Genomic DNA, 21018 nt, shown 5'->3' on the forward strand with positions numbered 1-21018 from the left:
TCCAGTATTAAAAGCGAAAAATGTCCAACACTCTTTCTCCCTCCAACGGCCCGGGTCGCCCAAAAGATCTCGCCAAGCGCGAAGCGATCCTCGAGGCAGCCAAGCGCCTGTTCCTGAGCAACGGTTATTCGAGCACCAGCATGGACGCGGTGGCGGCTGAGGCCGGCGTATCAAAACTGACCGTCTACAGCCACTTCAATGACAAGGAGACGCTGTTCAGTGCCGCGGTCATGGCCAAGTGCGAAGAGCAAGTGCCCACCCTGTACTTCGAATTGCCCGACGGCATGCCGGTAGAACATGTACTGCTGAACATAGCCCGAGGCTTTCATCAACTGATCAACAGCGATGAATCAGTCAACCTGCACCGGCTGATCATGGCCCTGGGCAGCCAGGACCCGAAGCTCTCGCTGATCTTCTTCGACGCCGGCCCGCAACGGATGCTCAACGGCATGGAGCGCTTGCTCGGCAAGATCGACCAATTGGGGGCCTTGCGCATCGACAAACCGCGCAATGCCGCCGAGCACTTCTTTTGCCTGCTCAAGGGCGCGGGAAATTTCCGCCTGCTCTACGGCTGCGGCGCCCCCCCCATCGGCGAGGCGGCCGAAGCCCATGTGCAGGAAGTGGTGGGATTGTTTATGCGGGCGTATCGGCCCTAGGTGGCTACAAGCTGCAAGCCATGTAGCTTGCAGCTTGTAGCTTACGACTTGAGTGCTTTTTTCGGATAGATGTCATACCGGCTGGACTTGCCATCCAGCGCATGGCTCGGCTTCGGCCCGGCAATGCACGGTGCCTTGCGCGGGCGTTTGACCACGACCCGGTGGCTGGCCAAGGCCAGGGCGGCTTCCAGCAGGGCCGGGGCATCCGCGTCGTCCCCCACTAACGGGCGAAACAGGCGCATTTCCTTTTTCACCAATGCGGTTTTCTCACGGTGCGGGAACATCGGGTCGAGGTAGATCACTTGCGGCGGCTCGCCTTCCCAATTACGCATCAGCTCGATCGAATTGCCCTTGAGCAAGCGCATCCGCGCGACAATCGGTGCCACGTCGAAGTCTTCTGCCGCCCGGGCCAGACCGTCCTCGAGCAAAGCACCAATCAACGGCTGGCGCTCGATCAGGCTGATTTCGCAGCCCAGGCTGGCCAGCACAAAACCGTCCTTGCCCAGCCCCGCCGTGGCATCCAGCACCCTGGGGCGCACGCCTTGGGCGACCCCCACCGCCTTGGCGATCATCTGTCCGCTGCCGCCGCCGTACAACCGGCGATGGGCCGCGCCACCCTCGACGAAATCCACCCGCACCGGACCTGGCACATCCGGCCCCAGTTGCTGCAACTGCAAACCCTGCTCGCCCACTTGCAGGGCGAACTCGGCATCGTCCAACTGCAGCGGCAGGCCCAGGCGCTCGGCCCAATGCATGGCTTGCGCCTGAAAGCCATCCGCCAGGGCCTGGACTTTGATGCGGCTGGCCGCAGGTTGCTCACTCATCAGAAAACACACTCAAAAAATTAATGATCGGCAAAAACGGCCGATAACCAAACTATCGAGCATTTTGCCAGAGCTGAGCGTCGACCGAGAAAAATGTCAGACATTCAACACGTACCCGCCGGGTTTATTTCGCCTTACCGCGAATACAGCCGGCACAACACCCAGACACTGAGCGGCGTCAGTCACCTGTGGCAGGATTTTTTTGCCCAGGCCCTGGCCGATCAGTTGGGTGGCCGGGTACCGGCCGCAGGCGACTACACACCCGTGGCCATCGATGGCCCGGATGAGCCCCCTGGCGGCTCTGAGCTGCTGAACGAGATTGTCAGCCAGCGTGCGTACGACATCGTCGATACCGAGATCCGCCCGCCCGAGCCGTTGTTCCTGCCGATCGCCGAATTCGAGATGGACCTGCTGGACCCGCCAGCCCCGCCCTTCCCAGCTGACGAGATCGTCGCCCAGCAAGCGCAACAGGACTTCGACCACGAGTGGCTGCGCCCGCTGGTGCTCACGGCCGGCCAACCCCTGCCGCCCCCGGGCCCGGGCCCGGCACCACAACCGCGGGCGCTGTTCCTGCCGATTGCCGAGTTCGAGCTGCAACTGTTGCCGCCGCCTGCCCCGCCCTATCCGCCGGAAGAACAGGTCGAACAACAGAAGCAACTGGACTTCGACACCCGCTGGGCGCGGCCGATCATCCTGCACAACCTGCGCATCGCCGCCTGAGTCTCAGCGACAGACCCACCAGGGCCCCGCATCCAGGTGAAAATGATTGCGATGGGCGGCGTTGTAGTCTGGGCTCAGCACCACATTAAACACCTCACAGGCGTCATCCCGCACCTTACGCAAAAACCGCGCGTTGTCGTTGTCCTGTGGCCAGTCGCGCAACACGTTGACCGTGCGTCCATCGGCCAGGCGAAACCCGGCAATGTCCAGGGCGTTGGCCGTGGCGTGCTGGCTGCGCGCGGCTTTTTCCCGGTTGTACATATTGCGGCAGGCAAAACTGCCCAGGTGATCGACCCGCGCCACCCCCTGACCGTAGACCGCCTGAGCCGCCGGCTGCAGCGCGTGACGCTGAAACAGGGCAAAGGCGACGGCCAAGGGGCAACTGGCGAGAAAGCTGCTGCTCAGCGCCACCTCGCCGCCTTGCACACGCAAGGTGTTGTGCAACGGGCAGGCGGCATCGGCCGGGCTGTCGGCCTGGCGGCTGAACGTCAGGCCGGAGGTGGCGAGTACCTGGTCACAGAGTGCCGGGTTGTCGCGCAAGCGCATCAGCTTGTAGCGCGTCAGCAGGTTCGGCGCCGCCTGTACGTCCAGCGGCGCCCAGGGATTCCACGCCGCAGGCACGGGCAACCAGCCACGCCAGACGCCGAACATCACAACTCCCACCAGCAACAACAACAACAGCGCCAGGACTTTCACCCACGTCACCCTCACGCCCCGTCAGTCAGTCTTTGAACAGTTGATTGGCCTGCGCATACGGCATCGAGCGCTCGGTGAAGCCAAAGGTGCCGTGCTCCTGAATCTCCCGGGCGGCGCGGAAGAACTCGCCATAGGCCGCCAAGGCCATGGCCGAACCGACGCTGATGCGCCTGACGCCCATCTCGCTGAGTTGCGCTACGGTGAGCTTGAGCCCCCCGGACATCAAGACGTTGACCGGTTTGGGCGCCACCGCCTGCACCACCGCCAGCACCTCTGCGGCCGTACGCAGGCCGGGGGCATACAGCACATCGGCGCCCGCCTCGGCAAACGCCTGCAGGCGGCGGATGGTGTCGGCCAGGTCTGGGTTGCCGTGCAGGTAGTTCTCCGCGCGGGCGGTCAAGGTGAAGGGGAATGGCAGGCTGCGTGCGGTCGCCACCGCCGCTTCGATGCGCGCCACGGCATGCTCGAAGCAGTAAATGGGGCCGTCTTCGCGGCCCGTGGCGTCTTCGATGGAACCACCGACGGCCCCGGCACTGGCGGCACGCAGCAGGCTTTCGGCGCAGAGCGCAGGGTCATCGGCAAAACCGTTTTCCAGGTCCACGGCAACCGGCAAGTCACTGGCCGCGACTATCGCCCGGACGTTGGCCAGGGTGTCCTCAAGCTTCAGCGCGCCGTCGGGGCGGGCCATGGAAAACGCGTAACCGGCACTGGTGGTCGCCAACGCCGGGTAACCCAGGCTGGCCAGCATCCTGGCCGAACCGGCATCCCAGGGGTTGGGGATCACAAAGGTCCCGGGACCTTCGTGCAAGGCTTTGAACGCTTGGGCTTTGAGGATCTGCGTGGCCATTGGCTTGTTCCTGTCGCGGGGATGGGCCCGTCGTCAGAGCAACCCAAGCTGCTCCGCGGCGGGTTCTCTGTATAGCTCAGGCAGCGCCGGCAAGCCAGGCAAACGCGTCATCAACCGAGCATGAAAGTGCTGCGCCAACGCGGCTGCCTGCAGGTTGTCGGCGGTGTGCAGGAAGATGTACGGCGTGCGTCCCTCTTCGATCCACTGAGCGATTTTCTCGACCCAGGGCGTCAGGAACGGATCATTGGCCTGCAACAGCGGATGACCGATGAAGCGCACCTGCGGGCACTGGGTGAACGCCGCCGGGCGAGTCGGCACGTTGGGTTTCTTCGACTGCGCATGCAGGACCCCAGGGTCGCGCGAGGTGCAACTGAACAACGCGCGTGGATCCAGGCAGATCCGTTCCACGCCACGCGCCAGCAGCAGGCGATTGAACTGGCGCTCGGCGTCGCCCTTGGCAAAGAAATCCCGATGCCGCACTTCCACCGCCAGGGGCCGCTGCAAACCGTCGATAAACCCGGCGAGTTCCGGCAAGCGTTGCGGGGTGAAGGCCTTCGACAGCTGCAGCCAGAACGGCGCCACCCGCTCACCCAGCGGGCTGAGCAGTTGCACAAAAGACTCGGCGGCCGTCAGTTGCTCACGCAGGTCACCGCCGTGGCTGATATCGCTGGGGAACTTGGCGGTGAAACGAAAGTGCCCGGGCATGGTTTGCGCCCAGCGCTCCACCGTCGCCGGAGCCGGACGCGCATAAAAGGTGGTGTTGCCTTCAACCGCGTTGAACACCTGGGAATACAGCGCCAGGAACTGGTTGGGACGGGCGTCTTGCGGATACAGGGACTGGCGCCAGGCGAGTTCGCTCCAGGACGGACAGCCGATGAAATACGGCAGCGACATCAGATGTGCAGGTCGAGACCCAACACTTCCATGTCCCAATCGACGAAAGCGGCGGTACTCAGGTAGCTGGCCAGGGCCAGGGAGACATGCCGGCTCATCGCGCGGCGGTAGAGCAGGTCTTGCGGGCGGGCGGGCAGATTGCTCGTGCGCTGGGCGGCGCGGGCGGCCAGTTGCTCTTCAGAGGGCACTTGCGGTTCGTCGTCGTGGTCCAGCACGGACTCGTCCACCGTCGCACTGCCTTTGCGTGGCTTGCGAGGGATGGGATAGGACTGCGAGGAAAAACCGTCTACGCGCATAGAGATAAACTCGTTATCAATGACGGCAATTTAGCGGCACTTACTGCGGCGCGCAAATGACCAAGTGATAACTAGAACACATAAAAGGCAAAAGGTTTAAAAGCCTGGGCCAGAAACTGACGATTGACTGCAGGCACGGTCACTGACGAAGGCTTAGCGGGCCTTGGGGGTCGCCACTTTGTCGCGCAGGTACACCGGCTGGGCGTTGTCGGCCACAATCGCTTCACCGCGCTCCCAGGCGAACTGCGCCAGGCTCAGCAAGTCCTGGGCGTGGGGTAGCATGCCGGCGTCCTGGCCGCTCAGGCTGACCGCTATGCGCTCGGCATACCCCCAACCGGTACCGGCACCAAACCACTCGCCCGCAGCATCCGCGGGCAGTGCCGCGACTTCCGGTGGCAGCACCGCCTCGGCGCCTACCAGGCGCATTTCACCGGCGGTTTCGCGGTAGCAACCCCAATAGACTTCGTCCATGCGGGCATCGATGGCGGCCGCCACCTGAGTCGCGCCATGCTCGCGCAACGCGCGCTGGGCCAGCACGGCCAGGTTGGACACCGGCAACACCGGACGATCCAGGGCAAACGCCAGGCCCTGGACCACGCCGATGGCAATCCGTACCCCGGTGAACGCCCCAGGCCCACGACCAAAGGCAATCGCATCGACCGCCTGCAAGGTGGTGCCCGCCTCGGTCAGCAATTGCTGGATCATCGGCAGCAGCTTCTGCGCATGCAGGCGTGGGATCACCTCGTAATGGCTGGTGACCTTGCCGTCATGCAGCAAGGCAACGGAGCAAGCTTCAGTCGCGGTGTCCAGGGCCAGCAAGGTACTCATCGATGTTTCCGTCAGCGTCGTAGAAAAAAGTCCGTCAGTATAAACAACAACGGCCCGCAAGCGGGCCGTTGAACGTAACGCCGATGAGCTTTATCAGCTCAGTGCTTCAAGCACCTTGCCGGTGATGGCTTCAACCGAACCCACGCCTGCAATGTGGCTGTACTTCGGCTTGCCCTGGGCAGCCGCAAGATTCTGGTAGAACGCCACCAGAGGCTTGGTCTGGTCGTGGTAGACCGACAGGCGATGACGCACGGTTTCTTCGGTGTCGTCTTTGCGCTGCACCAGCTCTTCGCCAGTGATGTCGTCCTTGCCAGCCAGTTTTGGCGGGTTGTACACGGTGTGGTAAACGCGGCCGCTGGCTTCGTGGACACGACGACCGGCGATACGCTGGACGATTTCTTCATCGTCGACGGCGATTTCCACCACGTGGTCCAGCTCGACGCCTTCGCTGACCAGTGCTTCAGCCTGGGGGATAGTGCGCGGGAAACCGTCGAACAGGAAACCGTTGGCACAATCCGGCTGGGCGATACGGTCCTTGACCAGGGCGATGATCAGGTCGTCGGAGACCAGGCCGCCGGCATCCATGATGCTCTTGGCCTTGATGCCCAGCTCGGTGCCCGCCTTGACCGCCGCACGCAGCATGTCGCCGGTGGAGATCTGTGGAATGGAGAATTTTTCGGTGATGAACTTAGCCTGAGTACCTTTACCGGCCCCGGGAGCTCCCAGCAGAATGACGCGCATCGATGTGCTCCTCAATTTCTTATTTATAAACGATCGGATTCGCCGCGTGGGGCCAATCTCAGAATAGGGTCGTGGGCCGCCCAAACGGCCAAAGGCTGATCAAGATACACAGCAGGCACGGCCCACACAAGCCGCCGAAAGTCGGAGGAACCCGCTCCGGTCGTGCCGTTGCGACGAGGTACTCCAAGTCGCAACCCCATAACAAAGTGTCGCCTGGCAGGCGCCGGCAACCCTGCCCGGCGGCCCCTACGCCGGACACTGCGGGCTGCCGACATTACCCATCGAGCCTTAGCCGGTGTTGCGCAAACCGGCGGCAATCCCCGCTACAGACACCAGCAACGCTTGCTCCACCGGGCTGCCCTGTGCCACCTCCTGCTGCCGCGAGCGGGCCAGCAACTCGGCCTGCAATAGATGCAGGGGGTCCAGATAGGTGTTGCGCAACCGGATGAATTCCAGGGTATCGGGGCTATGGGCGAGCAGCTGCGACTGGCCAGTCAGGCCTAGGACCACCGCGCACGCCTGCGACAATAGGTCGCGTAAATGCGCCCCCAAAGGCAACAAATCAGCCTCCACCAGACGCTCGTCGTAGGACCTGGCGATGTCCGCGTCGGCCTTGGCCAGGACCATTTCCAACATGTCGATTCGGGTGCGAAAGAATGGCCATTGTTCGCGCATCTGCCCCAGCAGCTCACCCTCGCCACGGGCCAGCGCCTTGCTCAACGCCGCTTCCCACCCCAGCCAGGCGGGCAGCATCAGGCGGGTCTGGGTCCAGCCGAAGATCCATGGGATCGCCCGCAGGCTTTCAATGCCACCGGCCCGGCGCTTGGCCGGTCGACTGCCCAGGGGCAGCCGTCCCAGCTCCTGCTCGGGGGTCGATTGGCGGAAGTATTCGACAAACTGCGGATTCTCCCGCACCACCGCGCGATAAGCGCTCACGCCATCGGCGGCCAATTCGTCCATCAAACCGCGCCACGCGGGTTCCGGCGGCGGTGGCGGGAGCAAGGTCGCCTCCAGCACAGCGGCCAGATAGAGGTTCAGGTTCTGCTCGGCGATGTCCGGCAGGCCGAACTTGAAGCGAATCATCTCGCCCTGCTCGGTGGTACGAAAGCGTCCTGCTACCGAACCCGGCGGCTGCGACAGAATCGCCGCGTGGGCCGGGCCACCGCCACGGCCCACGGTCCCACCGCGGCCATGGAACAGCAGCAGCTCGACTTGCTGCTCACGGCAGATATCCACCAGCCGCTCCTGCGCCCGGTATTGCGCCCAGGCTGCAGCCGTAGTGCCGGCGTCCTTGGCCGAATCGGAGTAGCCGATCATCACTTCCTGGGGGCCTTGCAAACGCGCGCGGTAGCCGGGCAGCAGCAACAGTTTTTCGATCACCGGCCCGGCGTTGTCCAGGTCCGCCAGGGTTTCGAACAACGGCACCACGCGCATCGGCCGCAGTACCCCGGCCTCCTTGAGCAGCAGTTGCACGGCGAGCACGTCGGAGGCAGCGCCGGCCATGGAGATCACATAGGAGCCCAGCGAAGCTGCCGGGGCGGCGGCGACTTCCCGGCAGGTCGCGAGGACCTCCGCGGTGTCGGCTGAAGGCTTGAAGTGACTGGGCAACAGCGGCCGGCGATTGTGCAGCTCAGTCATGAGGAACGTGATGCGCGCTTCCTCGTCCCAGTCTTCGTAACGCCCCAGGCCGAGATAGTCGGTGATCTCGGTCATCGCCGAACAATGGCGGGTGGAGTCCTGTCGCACGTCCAGGCGCACCAGGAACAGGCCGAAGGTCACGGCCCGGCGTACGCAGTCGAGCAGCGGGCCATCGGCAATCACCCCCATGCCGCATTCGTGCAGCGACTGGTAGCACAGCTCCAGCGGGTCCAGCAGGTCGCGGTTGTTATGCAGGACATCGGCCCCGGCCGGGCTGTTCGCCGCCAACGAAGCCTGGGCCCAGTTGCGGGTCGCCCGCAGTCGATCACGCAATTGCTTGAGCACCGCCCGGTAAGGCTCGGCACTGTCACCAGCCTTGGCCTGCAGCGCTGCGCTGGCCTTTTGCATCGACAGGTCGGCGGCCAGTTGATCGACATCGCGCAGGTACAAGTCCGCCGCCATCCAGCGTGCCAGCAGCAACACCTCACGAGTCACCGCCGCCGTCACATTGGGATTGCCGTCCCGGTCGCCGCCCATCCAGGAGGCAAAACGGATCGGCGCGGCTTCCAGCGGCAAGCGCAAGCCGGTGGCGGTCTGCAGGGCCAGGTCGGCCTTGCGCAGGTAATTGGGAATCGCCTGCCACAGCGAATGTTCGATCACCGCGAACCCCCACTTGGCCTCGTCCACCGGGGTGGGTCGGGTGCGGCGGATTTCATCGGTGTGCCAGGCTTCGGCGATCAAGCGCTGCAAGCGTTGCTGGATCTGTTCACGCTCGGCGCTGGTAAGGTCGCGATGGTCCTGCGCGGCCAGTTGCGCGGCAATCGCGTCGTACTTCTGGATGAGGGTGCGGCGCGCCACTTCGGTGGGGTGCGCGGTGAGCACCAGCTCGATCTCCAGCCGTCCCAATTGTCGGGCCAGTGACTCGGCACTGTGGCCCTCGGCCCGCAGGCGGGCCAGCAGTTGCGGCAGGACCCGCGCCTCGAATGGTGCCGGCTGCGACTCTTCGCGGCGATGGATCAACTGGTACTGCTCGGCGATGTTCGCCAGGTTGAGGAACTGGTTGAACGCCCGCGCCACTGGCAGCAGTTCGTCCTCGCTCAACTGGTTGAGGCTGGCACTCAGTTCGGCGTCCATGGAGCCGCGCCGGTCGGCCTTGGCACCCTTGCGAATCTGCTCGATCTTGTCGAGAAAACCATCCCCGTACTGTTCGCGGATGGTGTTGCCCAGCAGCTCACCCAAGAGGTGAACATCCTCGCGCAAGCGTGCATCGATATCGGTCATCAGCAGTTCTCCAGCGAATGGCGGTCAGCTATCAGGCGCAGTCCTTGAGGCTCAAGAGTGCCGCTCGCAGCCGGTTCTTACAAGCAGGCGACGAATCGACTTTAAACCTTGGCGGTTGCGGCTAGTCTCATGAGTAAGCCCTACCCAGGCTTGCTACCGGCCACCGCCGCAGACTCATCACAACCTGTCACGAGCAGGTGACTATTGAGGTCATTATGAAAATCCGTGAACTGGCCCAGCATTGGGAAGAAACCGCCAAAGGCCGTTTGACCAAGACCGGCTACAGCATTCACCTGGACGTCGAAGCCGCGGCACGCCTGGCGGCACTCAGCGAAATGTACCCCAAGCGCCATCCCGAAGAGTTGCTCGGGGAACTGATTGGCGCCGCCCTGGAGGAGCTCGAAGCGAGCTTTCCGTACATCAAGGGCCAGCAGGTCATTGCCACGGACGAAGAGGGTGATCCGCTCTACGAAGACGTCGGCCCTACCCCCCGTTTCCTCGCCCTGTCCCGGCAACATCTGCATGACCTTTCGGCGGCAGCCGGCAAGCAGAAACACTAGGCGACACCCCGCTCGACCCTCCTTGAAACTGCGTATTCCTGAGCCCTTCGTGGCCTGGGGATACTCCTGCGCGATGCAAAAGTTCCCGGTTTAGAGCCTCGCGCCAACCCTCGATCTTTTTTCGGGCGATTCGCCATCTTTTCTGAACTTTGAAAAAAGGCCTCGGGTCACAGCCAGTAACCATCACTGGAACAGCCGTACCAACCCACGCTGTCACAGACCTCGCCCCATCGCTCCCACGGCTCCACGACCAGGATGGATTTGACGATTTTCAGGAGTTATCCAATGGAGTTGAAGACCATGAAAACCAGCACCGCCACCACCCCGTCCACATTCCCGCGCGGTCTCAAGTTGGCCGCCCTGGCACTCGGTTGCAGCTTCGTTCTGGCCGGTTGTGCCGGCAACCCGCCAACCGAGCAGTACGCCGTCACCCAATCGGCGGTCAACAGCGCGGTCAGTGCCGGCGGCACCGAGTTTGCCGCCGTGGAAATGAAGTCGGCTCAGGACAAGCTCAAACAAGCCGAACTGGCCATGCACGACAAGCAATACGACCAGGCCCGAATGCTGGCCGAACAGGCTGAGTGGGATGCCCGCGTCGCCGAACGTAAAGCCCAGGCGATGAAAGCCGGGCAGGCGCTCAAGGACTCTCAGCAAGGCGTTCAGGAAATGCGCCAGGAAAGCCAGCGCAGCGTGCAGTAAGCCCTGCCCTCACGCCCCTGTGCACCCGCGAATCGATAGAAAGGACGAACCACTATGCGTAAGCAATTGATGATCCCAACTCTCCTGGCCGCCAGCGTTACCCTGGCCGCCTGCTCGACGCCACCCAATGCCAACCTGGAACAGGCCCGGACCAACTACTCGGGCCTGCAGGCCAATCCACAAGCAAGTAAAGTTGCGGCCCTGGAAACCAAGGAAGCCAGCGACTACCTGGACAAGGCCGACAAAGCCTTCCAGGAGCGCGAGAAGACCGAGCAGGTCGATCAACTGGCGTACCTGACCAACCAGCGCGTTGAAGTCGCCAAGCAGACCATCGCCCTGCGTACCGCCGAAGCCGACCTGAAAAATGCTTCGGCGCAACGGGCCCAAGCCCGCCTTGATGCCCGTGACGCGCAGATCAAGCAGTTGCAAAACAGCCTCAACGCCAAGCAAACCGATCGCGGCACCCTGGTGACGTTCGGCGATGTGCTGTTTGCAACCAACAAGGCTGAACTGAAATCCAGCGGCCTGGTGAACATCAACAAACTGGCGCATTTCCTCGCCGAAAATCCGGACCGCAAGGTGATTGTCGAGGGTTACACCGACAGCACCGGTGCCGCCAGTTACAACCAGAGCCTCTCCGAACGCCGTGCCGGTTCGGTGCGCATGGCCCTGGTGAAAATGGGCGTCGACCCGGCGCGCGTGGTCGCCCAGGGCTACGGCAAAGAGTACCCAGTGGCGGAGAACAGCAGCGTCTCGGGCCGGGCCATGAACCGTCGGGTGGAAGTGACCATTTCCAACGACAACCAGCCGGTGATCCCGCGTTCGGCAGTGAGCGCAAACTAAGCGTTTGACGCCGTTACGCAAAAGCCCCGCCTGATTCGATCAGGCGGGGCTTTTGCGTAACGGCGTCCTCAATACCTGGCGCACGCTCCTACAGAATTTGCAGCGGAGTCATGGACTCAGGGTTCGAGCTGTTGTGGAGTTTCCTGCCCCATGCAGCGCACGGCTTTTTTCTTGCTGTTGATCAGCACACCGGTCAGGCCTTTCTGTTCGGTGTCGAACAACACCAGCACGCCGTCGATGCATTGCGCGACCTGGGCCGCAGGCTCCAGGGAGACCTTATAGTCTTCGCCCGGCACGGTCTTGAGCATGGTGAACTCGTTGAGCAGCAAGGCGTCTTCCGGCTTGGCAAAGTGCAGGTAGCCGTACCACCACAGGGCAGCGACCGTGCCCAGGATGCTGCAGATACCGGTGATGATCAGTGGAATGGCGTTACGTTCTTCACTCATTGCGGATTCTCTTGCGGTTGATCGGATGAATGGCTGGGGGCCGGGTAATTGGGGATTTCTCCCAGGCGGCGCACACCATTGAAGTGCTGCGGATCGTCCAGATAGCGCAGCATGACGGTTCGCCAGACCGGGTCGGCGAATGTCTGCACATGGCCACCGCGGGTCAATTGCAGGACCTTCGGCGGGGGCGCAGCTTGATACAGTCGGATGCCGTTGGAAAGAGGCACGATGGGATCGTCGATGCTGTGGTAGAGCAGTTTCGGCACAGCGTTGACCTGGGGCATGGCGCGGATCGCGCTGTCAGCGTCCGGCACCAGCCACGACAACGGCACCTGGAACGGCCAGGTCAGCCAGGAGGTGCTGAGGGCAAACTGGCCCACTTCGCGGTAACTGGCCGGCACACCGTCGAGCACCAATGCCTTGAGCTGCGCCTGGCGCTGCGGGCGTTCGGCCAGGTAATGCAACGCCATCGCACCGCCCAGGCTCTGGCCGAGGACAATCAGCGGCGTGCCCTGCACCTGCGGCGCCTGGTCCAGCCATTTGAACGCGGCGTCGATGTCCTGATAGACCTGCGGTAGACCGGGCTCGCCTTCTGACAGGCCATAACCGCGATAGTCCAGCAGCAGCACTTGATAACCCTCTTTGGGCAACCACCAACTGCCCCCCAGGTGCGCCGCCAGGTTGCCGCCGTTGCCGTGCAGATGCAGGACGGTGCCCTTGACCGCGACACCTTCTTTTGCCGGCAACCACCAAGCGTGCAGTTTGACCCCGTCGGCAGTGGTCAGGCTGACGTCGCGGTACTGCAGCCCGGCTTTGTCCGGGGTAAACGGCAGGCCGGGCTCGGGATAGAACAGCAATGAGCTGCAGCCACTGAGGCTCAGGAACAGGCAAAGGATGCCGAGGATTCTCATCCGGTGAAACCTCGCAAAAAAATCGGGGCGCCCACCTCGGTAGGGGCAAGCCGTGCTCCTACCGATGGGAGGGGGTTACAGAATATTGGAGTAGTCCGCTTCGATCCGGTCCAGGCTCAGGTGGTTGAGGAAGTTGGAGAAGCACATCCAGGCCGACAACGCGTTCATGTCACGGAACTGCGCGGGCAGGTACTTGGGCGGTTCCACCAGGCCTTCATCCACCAACTGGCGCAGGGTGCGCATGTCTTCCAAAGTCGTCTTGCCGCAAAACAGCAACGGGATCTGCTCAAGCTTGCCTTTGCGCACGGCCAACTGAATGTAGTTGTAAACCATGATAAAGCCCTTGAGATAGGACAAATCTTTGGTAAATGGCAGCCCGTTTGGCACCGACCCACGAAATACCCGGCTGGCATTGCCATAACTTTCGGCCATTTCGAAGCCCTGCTCGCGGAAGAACTCGAAAATCTGCAGGAAGTCCGCGCCCTCCTCGACCATGTGGATCGCCCGGGTACGGTTGGTCAGCTTGCGCAGGCGGCTGGGGTAGGAGGCGAAGGCGATAATCTCCATCAGAATCGCCAGGCCCTCCTGGGTCACCGTCGAAGACGGCGGCCCCTTGGAGAGGAAGGTGCAGATCGGCTGGTTCAGCCCGTTGAGCGTGGTGCCGACGTGCACCAGCCCCTCATGCACCTCCAGGGCGCGCACGTCACGTTCGTTGAACATCGCGTCGGTGCGAATCTTGATGTAGTCGGCACCGGCCGCCGCATCGGCGACGATCCCGTCGGACTCGAACACCCGGATGGTTTCCTCGGCCTCGCCAAACACCTTGTTCAAGCGGGTCTGCAGCAGGTGCACGGCCTCTTTGGCGGTGAGGATCTTCGGCTCGTCCTTGAGGTCGCCCCGGCCATCGATGTTGTTCAGGTAGTCGGACATCATCAGGCCCAGATCGGCCAGGGTCGGATCGCCGGCATGGAACGCATCGGACGCCGCGCCATACAGCTCCTGGGATATCAGCCCGAAATCCTCGGTGCCACGGGCCTCGAGCATCCGCACCACCATGCGGTACTCCTTGCACATGCGCCGCATGATCTGCCCGACCGGGTTGAACTGGCCGAGCTGGCGAGTGATGTCGCGCTCGATGTTCTGGAATTCCAGCTTCACTTTGCTCGAATCGAAGGCCAGGGGCCGATTGAGGTAATAGTCCCGATCCACCGCCGGCATTTCCTTGCCATTGGCCTTGAGGAAGCCCGTACGGATGTTGTCGTCCCACTTCACCGCATCGAGGACCCGGATCGGCGTTTGCGCCAGCACTATGCGATCAGACAAGGTGCGTATCGTCTGTTGGTAATCGTCCACCGGTTGCTCCCTTGGTTAACCGTTGCCTACTGCGCTGATTGAGTGGTGTGCGGTCGTTGATACCGTGCGGCCTCGACGAAGACGTCGGAATTGGCCGGATCGTCGAGGTAGGCAAACACCTGGTCCATGCTGCTGTTGATCAGCACGCCATCGCCGTCATCGGTGCTGAACGGCTCACCCTGGAGGTGTTGCCCAAGCGCCTGGCGGATCTGCTCCAGGTCGAGGTTATAGATCACCAGCTCCTGTTTATCGTTGAGCTCAAAACCGGCGATGGTGAAATGGCCGCCGTACTGGGCCGGCACCTTGGCCGAGAGGTACCAGCGGTTGCCGTGGCGCGACACCGTAAACGGATAGGCCTCGCGCTCCTTGGGTTTGGCCTTGAAGTAGCTGACCGCCTGGTAGCGGTCCGGGCCGACGCGGGTCAGGTCCAGGTTCTGTGCTTCACCCCAGGCATTCTTGCTGGTCCATTTGCCGAGCAAACCCGCCGGCGCAGCCTCGCTCCCCGGCATGGCCTGGTTGAATGACACCAGGCAGCCGCTGAGCAGCAGGAACGACAGGGTGATCACGATGACACGCCAGTACTTCATTCAAGACTCCCAATGAACACACGCCGACACCGCCCCAGTCATCTGCCCTGCGAAGGGTTACACCGAGGCCAGCACCAAATGCATATACCGTGTGAGGATTCCGAGCATTTCTTCCTCCGCCAACGGCTCTGCCTCGTTAAGCAGGCCTTGATATTCCATCCGTCCGATTATCGCCGTCAACACTTTGGCATCCTGCTGCGGCTCGGGCGAGCCCAGCACCTGAAATAGCTGGCAGGTGCCCTGCAGGAGAATCTGCTGATGGGAACGTACCAGCAACGCCAGGCGCGGGTTGAGCAAGGCTTCCTGGCGGAACGCCTGTTCGGCCATCAGGTGCTCGCGGCGATTGAGCAATTGCCGGTGCACATAGTCAGCGGTGAACCGGGCAATGTCGTCGGCCAGCCGCGAACGCGACTCGGGGCTGCCATCCCCACTGTCAACCATCTCGCGCAACAACCCTTCATGATTGGCCCACAGCTTGGCCATGTAGGCCGCGCTGCGCTCCACGTACTGGGCAAAGGTATCGGTGAGCAAGTCATCGATGTCCTTGAAATAGTAGGTGGTCGCCGACAGTGGCACGCTGGCCTCGGCGGCCACGGCGCGGTGCCGCACCGCTCGCACACCGTCGCGCACGACAATGCGCATCGCGGCGTCGAGAATGTCCTGTCGACGCTGTTCACTGCCCTGTCGGCTGGCCTTGCGGCCCTGGTACTGAACACTTTCAGCGACCGCCGTGGCGATCCCCGCTGCTCCTTCTTGAGCATTTGCACGATTCACCGGTCTTACCTCGCAGTTGGAAGCAATAAGTTGATACGTTTGTTCCATACAGGCAATAAAAAGCCGCCTGACGTAGGCGGCTTTTTCACTGCGGCATTTACGCTTGCGGTCGCATGTGCGGGAACAGGATCACATCGCGGATCGACGGTGAGTTGGTCAGCAACATCACCAGGCGATCGATACCGATGCCCTCACCCGCCGTTGGCGGCATGCCGTACTCCAGCGCACGCACGAAGTCGGCGTCGTAATGCATGGCCTCATCATCACCGGCGTCCTTGTCGGCCACCTGGGCCATGAAACGCTCGGCCTGGTCTTCCGCGTCGTTCAACTCGGAGTAGGCGTTGGCGATTTCGCGACCACCGATGAACAGTTCGAAACGGTCGGTGACGTTCGGGTTGTCGTCGTTACGACGGGCCAGCGGCGACACTTCGAATGGGTACTGGGTGATGAAGTGCGGCTGCTCCAGCTTGTGCTCGACCAGCTCTTCGAAAATCATCACTTGCAGCTTGCCCAGGCCTTCGAAGCCCAGGACCTTGGCCCCGGCTTTCTTGGCGATGGCCCGTGCCTTGTCGATGTCGGTCAGGTCGTCGGCCGTCAGCTCAGGGTTGTACTTGAGGATCGAGTCGAATACCGACAGACGTACGAACGGCTCGCCGAAGTGGAACACCTTGTCGCCGTACGGCACGTCGGTGCTGCCCAGGACCAGCTGCGCCAGCTCACGGAACAGTTCTTCGGTCAGGTCCATGTTGTCTTCGTAGTCGGCGTACGCCTGGTAGAACTCCAACATGGTGAACTCAGGGTTGTGACGAGTCGAAACGCCCTCGTTACGGAAGTTGCGGTTGATCTCGAAAACTTTCTCGAAGCCGCCCACCACCAGGCGCTTGAGGTACAGCTCAGGCGCGATGCGCAAGAACATTTCCATGTCCAGCGCGTTGTGGTGCGTCTCGAACGGCTTGGCCGCAGCACCACCGGGGATGGTTTGCAGCATCGGCGTCTCGACTTCAAGGAAGTCGCGCTTCATCAGGAAGCTACGGATATGGGCGATAACCTGCGAACGCACGCGGAACGTCTGGCGCACTTCTTCGTTGACGATCAGGTCAACGTAGCGCTGGCGATAACGCTGCTCGGTGTCGGTCAGGCCGTGGTGCTTGTCCGGCAGTGGGCGCAGCGACTTGGTCAGCAGGCGCACGCTGGTCATTTCCACGTACAGGTCGCCCTTGCCGGAACGGGCCAGGGTGCCTTCGGCGGCGATGATGTCGCCCAGGTCCCAGGTTTTCACCGCGGCCAGGGTTTCTTCGGACAGGGTCTTGCGGTTGACGTAGACCTGGATGCGCCCGGACATGTCCTGGATCACCATGAACGAGCCACGGTTAAGCATGATGCGACCGGCAACCTTGACCGGGATTGCAGCCTCTGCGAGCTCTTCCTTGGTCTTGTCCGCGTACTGCTTCTGCAGGGCATCGCAGTAGTTGTCGCGGCGGAAGTCGTTCGGGAAGGCGTTGCCCTTGGTGCGCTCGGCAGCAAGCTTTTCCTTGCGCAGGGCGATCAGGGTGTTTTCTTCCTGTTGCAGGGCTTGCGGATCGAGTTCTAGGTCGCTCATGTCTTCAAAAATTCCATCACAGGTTCGTTGCCCCCAGGCCTGCGGCCTGGGGATCGCCGGCAAGCCGGCTCCTACAGAGGATCGCGGTGTGTCAGGCGATCCCGTGTTGCATGTCTTACAGGCCTTGTTTGAGGCTCGCCACCAGGTATTCGTCGATATCGCCGTCGAGCACCTTGTCGCAGTCGCTGCGCTCGATGTTAGTGCGCAGATCCTTGATCCGCGACGCATCGAGCACGTACGAGCGGATCTGGTGACCCCAGCCGATGTCCGACTTGGTGTCTTCCAGGGCTTGCGAAGCGGCGTTGCGTTTCTGCACTTCCTGCTCGTACAAGCGCGCCCGCAACATTTTCATCGCGGTGTCTTTGTTGGCGTGCTGGGAACGTTCGTTCTGGCAACTGACCACGGTGTTGGTCGGTACGTGGGTAATACGTACGGCCGAGTCGGTGGTGTTGACGTGCTGACCACCGGCACCCGAGGAGCGGTAGGTGTCGATACGCAGGTCCGAAGGGTTGATGTCGATTTCGATGTTGTCATCGATTTCCGGCGACACGAACACGGCCGAGAACGAGGTGTGGCGACGGTTGCCGGAGTCGTACGGGCTCTTGCGCACCAGGCGGTGCACGCCGATTTCGGTGCGCAACCAGCCAAAGGCGTACTCACCCTTGATGTGCACGGTGGCGCCCTTGATCCCGGCAACTTCACCGGCCGACAGTTCCATGATGGTCGCGTCGAAACCGCGTTTGTCCGCCCAGCGCAGGTACATGCGCAGCAGGATGTTGGCCCAGTCCTGGGCCTCGGTGCCACCGGAGCCGGCCTGGATGTCCAGGTAGGCGTTGTTGGCATCCATCTCACCGCTGAACATGCGGCGGAACTCAAGCTTCTCGAGGGCCTCGCGCAGGCGTTCGACTTCGGCAGCGACGTCATCGACGGCGGCCTGGTCTTCTTCCTCGGCAGACATCAACAGCAGGTCCTTGGCATCGGCCAGGCCGCTGGACATCTCATCGAGGGTTTCTACGATCTGGGCCAGCAGCGAGCGCTCGCGACCCAGGTTCTGAGCGTACTCAGGGTTGTTCCAGACGTTCGGATCTTCAAGCTCGCGATTGACCTCGGTCAGACGCTCATGCTTTTGATCGTAGTCAAAGATACCCCCGAATAGTTTCGGAGCGCTCGGACAGGTCCTTGATACTGTTAAGGATCGGGTTGATTTCCATGGCGGGCAGCACTCGTTGGCGAACTTTTGAAAGCCGGCGAGTATAACGTAATCAGGCCGTCACGGCAGCCCGCCTGGCCGCCAATCATCGAAATCAGTGGGCTCAGCCTGGGCATGCCAACGAGCGCATGCCATGGGCTGAAGCCCTTAAAAGCGAGGCAATGCCACTATCCCGATCCGGACACCGTCACATCCTCTCAGAAAACTTATCCGCGGCCAGACAAATACATCGATAAGGCTGTAGGAAATAACATCAAAGAAAGCGGACAGATCCTACTCAACTAATAATTGCGTAGTGGCCCGCACCCCCCTATAAATAAGCAACACAAAGAAACTTGAGAAAACAAGCACTCACTCTAAAAAACACAAAATCACTTTTTGTGGACCAGCTTAGCTTCCTACATTTAGACCGTACAACCTTATCCAATGACAATCGCACTTAAAAACCAACTCACCCCTCAAAAAAAGGAATAATAATGAGACCTACTAACAACATAATAATTGTAGGTTTTGGCAGCATCGCTCAAGCACTGCTTCCTTTATTAATAGAAAACTACACCAACGCGCAAATAGTCATATTCGACAAAGAAGCAAACCAGAATCAACAGAGCATCGCAAAAGAGTTTTCGGCCACCTTGAACAAGCAACTGATAACCAATGAGAATTTTAGCGAGGTTTTGTCACCACTATTAAGCAACCACAGCTTTCTTTTGAACCTGGCGGTATCCGTCTCAAGCATAGCTTTGATTGACCTTGCTCAACGCTTCGACACACTTTATCTAGATACGTGCATAGAACCTTGGGAGTATGAGTTTCAGAAAGACCATACCCTTACCAGCAATCATCACCTGCGGGAAGAGTTTAAACAATACGTACAATCTCAAACACCCACAACAACAGCACTTGTTGCACATGGTGCAAACCCAGGCTTCATCTCGATCCTGCTCAAAAAAGCAATGATTGAAATGGCAGCCATTAATAACATTCACGATAGACCAACGGCACAGATCGCGTGGGCCGAGCTAGCTGAGAAGCTACAATTGCAAGTTATTCAGATATCAGAGCGAGACACTCAAATAACCTCAGGAGTTCGTAAAAAACATAACTTCATGTGCACTTGGTCAGTAGACGGCTTCATCACGGAGTGTTTGCAACCAGCAGAAATGGGATGGGGGTCGCACGAAGAGACTGTGCCACCCAGAGCCAAAGTCATAGATCACTCGTTGAAATTAACCGAACGAGGGCAAGAGATCATAGTAAAAAGTTGGTCACCTAACTACCTGGAGTTTTTCGCATATTTACTAACTCACAACGAATCACTTTCCATTGCGGAGTACTTAACATTAGGCAACCCACTAAAACCCGATTATCGCCCGACCGTCTATTACGCCTACCACCCTTGTGACCAAGCGATAGACTCGATGCAACTACTTACTGAAGGAAGTGAACGCCAAGTCGCCACCAAAGAAGTACTAAAGGACGCCATTGTTTCAGGAATAGATGAACTAGGAATCTTCCTAATTAGCAAAAAGTACAAATCATTCTGGCTCGGCTCTAACCTCTCAATAGGAAAGGCGCGGAAAATGGCCAAGCACAATAGCGCTACAAGCTTACAAGTTGTCTCAAGCATAGTGGCTGGAATGAAGTGGGCTGAAGCGAACCCCAAGTCAGGGGCATTAGAATCTGAACATCTCGACTGGCAATACATTTACGACTTCGCAGAGCGGTACTGGCAACCTATAGTTACACAGGAAACGGACTGGCGGCCAAACCCAACTGACAACTCCTTGCTATTCAACAACTTCCGAGTAGCACCTAACTGTTAACTCCACAAACGACGGAGCGTCAGAACAATGAAGATAACAGCGAATATCAACCATAACCTCGGAGTTCGTCCAACCCCTGGCGCCGCAGTAGTTCTGGCTAATTTCAGATTCCCCGTTATTAACCTTAGCGAGGTCGAGCGCACTGAATGGGCGGACATATTATTTGACTCAATCATTACAGAATACGATGCTCGGCGTCTGTACTGGTATCTAGAAACCCAACACGCAGACTACTTCCCAACACTGGTAGAGGTATTAAATCCATGGCTCAGGGACGAAATTGACCACGCTTACGGCTTTTCCCTGATTTATGCGTCCTACACGGGCATACCGCTCGACCAAATCGTACTGGAAGCTGAAATAAGAAAACCAGACTTCAGCCTCATCAGCCCAATAACGAATGACGCTTTCAAATTACTCATCATGCTCGCCTACGACGAGATAATCACTACGCATGTTTATCATCGAAGCATAGCCAAGCACGACAAATTCGCATCCCAACAATTATCCACCTGGATCAGAAAAACAAAAAAAGATGAGGCCGCTCACTTCTTTTCCTTTGTACAGAAAGCCAAAGAATTATTTGCTGATCGGATAAATGAGACTCCTTCAATCCTTGAAGAAATTTTCGACATAGACTTTAGAAAAGAAACCTATTCCGGCACATTCGCTTTGGACCATAACACACCCGACTTCCCTATATCCAAGCAAGAAATTAAAAACATGATCATTCCTACCATCATAAAAAAACTTAACGAATAAAAAGTAGTCCACCAGGATAAAAACAA

General features: G+C 60.1%; 22 protein-coding genes. 7 read left to right on the top strand and 15 right to left on the bottom strand.

The genetic code is table 11. The features are described from left to right. Positions 1–20 precede the first annotated feature (20 nt). A complete protein-coding gene (locus AACY45_RS16635; RefSeq protein ID WP_339546459.1) occupies positions 21–656 on the top strand; it encodes a TetR/AcrR family transcriptional regulator in 636 nt (211 codons plus the stop codon). A gap of 41 nt (positions 657–697) precedes the next feature. Here AACY45_RS16635 and AACY45_RS16640 read toward each other — a convergent pair whose 3' ends face one another. Then, positions 698–1480, bottom strand: a complete 783-nt coding sequence (locus tag AACY45_RS16640) for a class I SAM-dependent methyltransferase (RefSeq protein WP_339546460.1) — start codon at positions 1478–1480, stop codon at positions 698–700. A 93-nt stretch (positions 1481–1573) separates the two neighbouring features. Here AACY45_RS16640 and AACY45_RS16645 point away from each other — a divergent pair, with 93 nt between their 5' ends. Beyond that, positions 1574–2200, top strand: a complete 627-nt coding sequence (locus AACY45_RS16645) for an energy transducer TonB (protein WP_339546461.1) — start codon at positions 1574–1576, stop codon at positions 2198–2200. Positions 2201–2203: 3 nt separating this feature from the next. On the opposite strand, the gene AACY45_RS16650 is transcribed toward AACY45_RS16645, so the two are convergent. The 7 genes from AACY45_RS16650 to ppc form a co-directional block, all read right to left on the bottom strand. Further along, complete coding sequence (locus tag AACY45_RS16650; RefSeq protein ID WP_445261192.1) at positions 2204–2851, bottom strand: extensin-like domain-containing protein; 648 nt, start codon at positions 2849–2851, stop codon at positions 2204–2206. Between the two features lie 70 nt (positions 2852–2921). Next, positions 2922–3743 carry an isocitrate lyase/PEP mutase family protein gene (locus tag AACY45_RS16655; protein ID WP_339546462.1) on the bottom strand — a complete coding sequence of 274 codons (822 nt, stop codon included), beginning with the start codon at positions 3741–3743 and terminating at the stop codon, positions 2922–2924. A 33-nt stretch (positions 3744–3776) separates the two neighbouring features. Then, the gene (locus AACY45_RS16660) at positions 3777–4637 is read right to left on the bottom strand and encodes a DUF72 domain-containing protein (protein WP_339546463.1); all 861 of its coding nucleotides are present in this window, start codon (positions 4635–4637) and stop codon (positions 3777–3779) included. Beyond that, positions 4637–4933 carry a hypothetical protein gene (locus tag AACY45_RS16665; protein ID WP_339546464.1) on the bottom strand — a complete coding sequence of 99 codons (297 nt, stop codon included), beginning with the start codon at positions 4931–4933 and terminating at the stop codon, positions 4637–4639. Before AACY45_RS16665 ends, AACY45_RS16660 begins: the two co-directional genes overlap by 1 nt. A gap of 153 nt (positions 4934–5086) precedes the next feature. Further along, the gene (gene tsaB, locus AACY45_RS16670; protein WP_339546465.1) at positions 5087–5761 is read right to left on the bottom strand and encodes a tRNA (adenosine(37)-N6)-threonylcarbamoyltransferase complex dimerization subunit type 1 TsaB; all 675 of its coding nucleotides are present in this window, start codon (positions 5759–5761) and stop codon (positions 5087–5089) included. Between the two features lie 93 nt (positions 5762–5854). Then, positions 5855–6502: an adenylate kinase gene (adk, locus tag AACY45_RS16675; protein WP_166588584.1), complete on the bottom strand. Its 648-nt coding sequence runs from the start codon at positions 6500–6502 to the stop codon at positions 5855–5857. 288 nt (positions 6503–6790) lie between these two features. Beyond that, on the bottom strand, positions 6791–9421 hold the full coding sequence (ppc, locus tag AACY45_RS16680; protein WP_339546466.1) for a phosphoenolpyruvate carboxylase: 2631 nt from the start codon (positions 9419–9421) through the stop codon (positions 6791–6793). 215 nt (positions 9422–9636) lie between these two features. Here ppc and AACY45_RS16685 point away from each other — a divergent pair, with 215 nt between their 5' ends. From AACY45_RS16685 to AACY45_RS16695, 3 genes are all read left to right on the top strand, one after another. Beyond that, on the top strand, positions 9637–9981 hold the full coding sequence (locus tag AACY45_RS16685) for a pilin assembly protein (RefSeq protein ID WP_339546467.1): 345 nt from the start codon (positions 9637–9639) through the stop codon (positions 9979–9981). Positions 9982–10266: 285 nt separating this feature from the next. Then, positions 10267–10680 (top strand): DUF4398 domain-containing protein, encoded by a 414-nt coding sequence (locus tag AACY45_RS16690; protein WP_339546468.1) that lies wholly within the window; start codon positions 10267–10269, stop codon positions 10678–10680. Between the two features lie 54 nt (positions 10681–10734). Beyond that, positions 10735–11523: an OmpA family protein gene (locus tag AACY45_RS16695; RefSeq protein WP_339546469.1), complete on the top strand. Its 789-nt coding sequence runs from the start codon at positions 10735–10737 to the stop codon at positions 11521–11523. A 116-nt stretch (positions 11524–11639) separates the two neighbouring features. Here the strand turns inward: AACY45_RS16695 and AACY45_RS16700 are convergent, their stop codons facing one another. The 7 genes from AACY45_RS16700 to prfB form a co-directional block, all read right to left on the bottom strand. Beyond that, on the bottom strand, positions 11640–11969 hold the full coding sequence (locus AACY45_RS16700) for a hypothetical protein (protein ID WP_339546470.1): 330 nt from the start codon (positions 11967–11969) through the stop codon (positions 11640–11642). Continuing rightward, positions 11966–12880 carry an alpha/beta hydrolase gene (locus tag AACY45_RS16705; RefSeq protein ID WP_339546471.1) on the bottom strand — a complete coding sequence of 305 codons (915 nt, stop codon included), beginning with the start codon at positions 12878–12880 and terminating at the stop codon, positions 11966–11968. The genes AACY45_RS16700 and AACY45_RS16705 overlap by 4 nt, the downstream gene beginning before the upstream one ends. A gap of 75 nt (positions 12881–12955) precedes the next feature. Then, entirely contained in the window at positions 12956–14233 is a 1278-nt protein-coding gene (locus tag AACY45_RS16710; protein ID WP_339546472.1) for a flavohemoglobin expression-modulating QEGLA motif protein, read from the bottom strand. A gap of 26 nt (positions 14234–14259) precedes the next feature. Further along, the gene (locus AACY45_RS16715) at positions 14260–14820 is read right to left on the bottom strand and encodes a hypothetical protein (RefSeq protein WP_339546473.1); all 561 of its coding nucleotides are present in this window, start codon (positions 14818–14820) and stop codon (positions 14260–14262) included. A gap of 57 nt (positions 14821–14877) precedes the next feature. Further along, positions 14878–15594, bottom strand: coding sequence for a TetR/AcrR family transcriptional regulator (locus AACY45_RS16720; protein ID WP_339546474.1), 717 nt, complete (start codon positions 15592–15594; stop codon positions 14878–14880). 97 nt (positions 15595–15691) lie between these two features. Next, complete coding sequence (lysS, locus tag AACY45_RS16725; RefSeq protein WP_339546475.1) at positions 15692–17194, bottom strand: lysine--tRNA ligase; 1503 nt, start codon at positions 17192–17194, stop codon at positions 15692–15694. Between the two features lie 115 nt (positions 17195–17309). Then, positions 17310–18405, bottom strand: a protein-coding gene (gene prfB / locus AACY45_RS16730) for a peptide chain release factor 2 (protein ID WP_339546476.1) whose coding sequence is annotated in 2 segments (ribosomal slippage) — positions 17310–18332 and positions 18334–18405 — 1095 coding nt in all. Because the reading frame shifts where the segments join, the coding sequence is not laid out codon by codon here. A 475-nt stretch (positions 18406–18880) separates the two neighbouring features. Here prfB and AACY45_RS16735 point away from each other — a divergent pair. Both AACY45_RS16735 and AACY45_RS16740 read left to right on the top strand, forming a co-directional pair. After that, positions 18881–20230 carry a saccharopine dehydrogenase C-terminal domain-containing protein gene (locus tag AACY45_RS16735; RefSeq protein ID WP_339546477.1) on the top strand — a complete coding sequence of 450 codons (1350 nt, stop codon included), beginning with the start codon at positions 18881–18883 and terminating at the stop codon, positions 20228–20230. A gap of 27 nt (positions 20231–20257) precedes the next feature. Continuing rightward, positions 20258–20992 (top strand): ferritin-like domain-containing protein, encoded by a 735-nt coding sequence (locus AACY45_RS16740; RefSeq protein ID WP_339546478.1) that lies wholly within the window; start codon positions 20258–20260, stop codon positions 20990–20992. The last annotated feature ends 26 nt before the right edge of the window (positions 20993–21018 follow it).

Source organism: Pseudomonas sp. RA_35y_Pfl2_P32 (genome assembly GCF_963970735.1).
Taxonomy (GTDB): domain Bacteria; phylum Pseudomonadota; class Gammaproteobacteria; order Pseudomonadales; family Pseudomonadaceae; genus Aquipseudomonas.